Source organism: Chamaesiphon sp. OTE_20_metabat_361 (genome assembly GCF_031364565.1).
Genome location: NZ_JANLWO010000037.1, coordinates 1 through 4,886 on the forward strand (window position 1 = coordinate 1; position 4,886 = coordinate 4,886).

Genomic DNA, 4,886 nt, shown 5'->3' on the forward strand with positions numbered 1-4,886 from the left:
ACAATCGGTTGACCGCCGACAGATTTGAATGCACGCACTGGAGAATTCACCCCACCCGGCATCAGTTCCCGCGCGGCTGCAAATATTTCTTCTGATTTTGTAGTTTTCAAATTAGATGTAGAAACCAATTTTTTCTCCCAATGGTTAAAAGCTAGATTAAGTAAGTTCGTACTTATAGGCGATCGAGACTATAGTAATTTTAGTGGAATTGACCCGATTACCCAATACTTCCTTCACAATCGGGGTTAATGGTTGAGCAGCAGAGATTTGAGTAGGTATGTAGTAATTATTCATAAGATGTGGTGTGCTGTGCCCACTTTACTTATTGCCAAAGCCCAAAGCCTAAAACCTAAAGCCTCAAAAATACAGCCTGCGGATCGGAATGCCGATCTCCACCGATGAGGACAACCCCCAGACGTTAATCATTTACACGCTGTAAAATAGATAATATCCCCAGGTAGTTCGCATAATTGTTACAATAATTAACAGGGCTAAATACCATCACCTCATGAACACAACACCTTCTAATCAGTTTGCACCAGAGATGAATCGAGCCGATGCTCCCGAGTACCAGCCAGCAACAGCCGTATCGACAGAACTAGTAGCTGATGTAGAAGTGGTGTCTTCCAGACGTGTCAAAGAAATTACCGACGATACGTGGCTGGGGTACGATCCGATCGCGATCGGACAGTATTATAGCACTCAACCTCTCAAAGTATTTGCCCGCTTCATTAGTATCTTCCTGCCGATCGTTAACTTTGCCTTGGGATTGTGGTTCGATAAAATCACCAATAAATCCAAACAAAATCTCGGCAAACGTGCCACTCAGATTCGCAGACTGCTAACCAAATTGGGGCCAGCATATATCAAAATCGGTCAGGCACTCTCTACACGCCCCGACTTAGTTCCGCCCCAGTTTCTAGAAGAATTAGCGCAACTGCAAGATAATATTCCGGCTTTTTCTAACGAGATTGCCTACCAATTCATTGAAGAAGAATTAGGTGATAAGCCCGCAGCAATTTATGCGGAGATTAGCGATTTACCGATCGCGGCGGCTTCCCTCGGACAAGTTTATAAGGGTAAACTTTGGAGCGGTGAAGATGTAGCAATCAAAGTGCAACGTCCCGGCTTAGCAGATAGTATCGCCTTGGACTTACATGTCGTTCGCACTTTAGCAATCTGGGCACAAGCTAATTTTAAACAAATTCGCAGTAATTTAGTCTCGATCGTCGATGAATTTGCCGAGCGCATTTTCGAGGAAATGGACTATGAAAATGAAGGGCGTAATGCTGAGAAATTTGCCGAATTGTACGGTGGAATGCAAGACATCTATGTGCCCAGTATTTACTGGCAATATACGGGCAGACGCGTCCTGACAATGGAGTGGATTACCGGGACAAAATTAACCAATCTCGAAGCAGTAGCCGCTCAGGGACTCGATGCTACTTACCTAGTAGAAGTCGGCGTGCAATGTTCGCTCCGACAGTTGCTCGAACATGGCTTCTTTCATGCCGATCCCCATCCTGGTAATTTACTCGCTACCCCCGATGGTAAATTAGCTTACTTGGATTTTGGGATGATGAGCCAAGTCAAACCATATCAACGGTATGGTTTAGTAGAAGCGATCGTGCATCTAGTCAACCGCGATTTTGATGGATTAGGGCGAGATTTTGTCAAGCTAGAATTTTTAACTCCAGATACAGATTTAACGCCGATTATTCCAGCTATATCTTATGTGTTTAACAGCTCATTAGGTGCGGTGGGGACGAATATCGCCGACATGGATTTCAAGAGCGTTACCGACCAACTATCGGGGGTAATGTATGAATTTCCCTTCCAAGTGCCAGCTTACTACGCCTTGATCTTGCGATCGCTAGCCACTCTCGAAGGAATCGCGATTTCTGTCGATCCTGAATTTAAAGTCCTCGCAAAAGCATATCCCTACGTCGCTAAACGCTTACTCACAGATCCTGCCCCCGATTTACGAAACTCGCTCAAAGAACTATTATTTAAAGATGGTTCCTTCCGGTGGAATCGCCTAGAAAATCTCCTCAATAATGCCCGGAGTAGCGATGAATACGATCTCAATCAAGTCATCGACCAAACCTTAGATTTCATTCTCTCCGATCGCGGTACCTTCATTCGCGACTATCTCGCAGATGAAATCGTCCGAGGCTTGGATAATTTTGGCAGCAATACTCTCCAAAATGTCACCCATGCAATTCAAAAAGGGATTGGGATGAAGGTGCCAGCGACCGTCAACAACACCCAACAGTTATCAGAAGGGCTAGGAAACATCCAACGGATTTGGAGCATCTTACAGCAGACTAAAGGCTTCGATCCGGCGATCGTTTTACCCCGGATTCCGCAAATTTTGCTCAAATCCGAAACCCAATCCTTCGGTCAAAAAATCGCCAGTGGCTTAACCCAACGGATGGCAGCCCGCTTGATTCGCGAGGTACTATTGCAAGATGTACCCGCCGAAGTTGTCGTCAACGAGCGCCAACTGGCTCTCCCCACTCGCGCCAGACGCTAATCGAGGGCATAACACGAACCGTCTCGGGTACCCTACAGGTCAATTGTGTCAGGGTACCCAGTGATTATCGCCGTAATCTCGCTCGCCTAAAATCCGGGCGGCGATCTCTTCTTTCCGCCCCGATTTATTTAGATTTGCCAATCGCCAGCAGGTTTGTCTGGGAACCTAAATGCTCGATCGAGACGATAAGATACTCGCGAAGCGATGAGCTTCGATGCTAAAATTGTTGACTCCATAGCAAAACAACCGTGAGATTAGTTGCGATCGATTTTGAGACTGCCAATCGCGATCCGAATAGTGCCTGCGCCTTGGGCATAGTTCAGATCGAGAACCAAACCATCATCCACGAAGAAATCTTCCTGATTCGTCCTCCATCATATCGCTTTGAATTTACTAATATTCATGGCATCATGTGGTCTGATGTCGCTCAGGCTCCCACCTTCAAACAAGTCTGGACGCAGATTTCCACCAGAATCGAACGTGCTGATGCTTTAGTCGCCCACAATGCTAGTTTCGATCGTCGAGTACTCTATGCCTGTTGTGACTTATACAATATTCCGCAACCCAAACAAAAATTCATCTGTACCGTCGCTCTCGCTCGCGAACGCTGGAACCTCTATCCCACCAAACTCCCCGATGTGTGTAGATATCTAAACATCGAATTAAACCATCATCAAGCGCTCTCTGATGCGCGTGCTTGCGCTGAGATTGTCATCGCGGCGGCGGCATAGGAGCGGCGAGTATAATTAATAGATCGATTAAATATAATTGCATAAATTTTACCGAGAAGTGCGATCGATAAATCTTGAGGACGAGAAATAGTGCCGCCATCGGGATGCACAAAAGTAGTTATCATCGGATAATAGAGAATAGATCCGATCGGCTGCAAAATACTATGACTGCACTTCTACCCACTGTTAAATCACCGAGTCCGATTCAGCTCTGGCAGTGGATTACCGCACCGATCGATTATTTGGATAACTCCGAGCGAGAGTATGGTGATATCTTTCAGGTTCGGATGTCTGGCGTCTTTGATAATTGCGTATTTCTGAGCGAGCCGAAAGCAATTCAACAGGTACTAACTGGCGATGCCAAACAATTTGCCGCACCGGGTTCGATCAATCAAATCTTAACGCCTTTTTTAGGCGATCGCGGAGTAATCTTATTAGATGGGGGCGAACATCGGCAACGCCGACAGTTATTAATGCCTCAATTTCATGGCGACAAAATTCGGGCTTATACAGAGCTAATTTGCAAATTGACCCGGGATTTGGTAGCAGGCTGGCAGGTTGGGGAAACCATCAATCTCCGCGAACAAATGCAATCAATTTCGCTCTCAGTTATTTTGCAGACTGTATTCGGACTCTACGAAGGCGAACGGTACGATCTGATTCGCGAGAAGTTAATCGAAGTCATCTCCTTAATCGAATCCCCCATCAAGTCTAGCTTCTTATTTATCCCCGCACTACAGCAAGATTTAGGTGCCTGGAGTCCTTGGGGTCGATTTTTACGCGATCGGGAAATACTCGATCGATTAATCTATGCCGAAATTGCCGACAGGCGACATAATTATCAACCAGATCGATCGGACATTCTGAATCTATTAATCGGCTCCACCGATGCCCAAGGCAACGGCATGAGCGATGTTGAGCTGCATGATGAACTGATGACGCTGTTATTTGCCGGACATGAAACTACAGCAACTGCCTTAGCCTGGGCGATTTATTGGATTAATTATCTACCCGAAGTTAAAGCAAAATTAATAGCAGAAATCGCCACATTAGGTACAGAACGTGACTCGGTAACGATTAGCCGCCTACCTTATTTAAATGCAGTTTGTGCGGAAACATTACGAATATATCCAGTCGGCATGTTGACATTTCCCCGAATAACTCGGGAGCCAGTCTCATTACAAGGCTACGATATCCCCGCCGATACGGTAGTTGTCGGCTGCATCTATCTCACTCACCATCGCGAAGATATCTATCCCGAACCAGATCTATTTAAACCAGAACGCTTTCTAGAACGTCAATTTTCACCTTATGAATATCTCCCCTTCGGTGGTGGTAGCCGTCGGTGTATTGGGATGGCATTAGCTCAGCTAGAAATGAAACTAGTCATCGTCGAAATCCTGTCTGGCTGTAAACTAGAACTGGCGAGTAAGTCACCCGCAATTCCCGCACGGCGCGGCGTCACATTAGGGCCAAAAGGTGGTATCGAAGTTAATGTAGTTGCTAAAAATAAAGCTGTATAATTTTGGTGTGAAAAAGCGATCGTAGATAAACGATCGCTTTCTTATTAAAATATGCTTGCGGATTTAGAGACAAATAATCGCCCTAATTGCCACTAG

General features: G+C 45.7%; 4 protein-coding genes. 3 read left to right on the top strand and 1 reads right to left on the bottom strand.

The genetic code is table 11. The features are described from left to right. Positions 1-156: 156 nt before the first annotated feature. Positions 157-294, bottom strand: a complete 138-nt coding sequence (locus tag RMO35_RS00910) for a hypothetical protein (protein WP_309737920.1) — start codon at positions 292-294, stop codon at positions 157-159. Between the two features lie 214 nt (positions 295-508). Here RMO35_RS00910 and RMO35_RS00915 point away from each other — a divergent pair, with 214 nt between their 5' ends. The 3 genes from RMO35_RS00915 to RMO35_RS00925 all read left to right on the top strand — a co-directional run bounded on the left by RMO35_RS00915 (position 509) and on the right by RMO35_RS00925 (position 4,790). Continuing rightward, entirely contained in the window at positions 509-2,536 is a 2,028-nt protein-coding gene (locus tag RMO35_RS00915; RefSeq protein WP_309737922.1) for an AarF/ABC1/UbiB kinase family protein, read from the top strand. A gap of 248 nt (positions 2,537-2,784) precedes the next feature. Then, on the top strand, positions 2,785-3,267 hold the full coding sequence (locus tag RMO35_RS00920; RefSeq protein WP_309737923.1) for a 3'-5' exonuclease: 483 nt from the start codon (positions 2,785-2,787) through the stop codon (positions 3,265-3,267). 164 nt (positions 3,268-3,431) lie between these two features. Beyond that, a complete protein-coding gene (locus tag RMO35_RS00925; protein WP_309737924.1) occupies positions 3,432-4,790 on the top strand; it encodes a cytochrome P450 in 1,359 nt (452 codons plus the stop codon). Positions 4,791-4,886 lie beyond the last annotated feature (96 nt).

Coding starts and splice junctions, on each gene's coding strand:
- RMO35_RS00915 (WP_309737922.1), top strand. CDS start 509: ATGAACACAACACCTTCTAATCAGTTTGCACCAGAGATGAATCGAGCC.
- RMO35_RS00910 (WP_309737920.1), bottom strand. CDS start 294: ATGAATAATTACTACATACCTACTCAAATCTCTGCTGCTCAACCATTA.
- RMO35_RS00925 (WP_309737924.1), top strand. CDS start 3,432: ATGACTGCACTTCTACCCACTGTTAAATCACCGAGTCCGATTCAGCTC.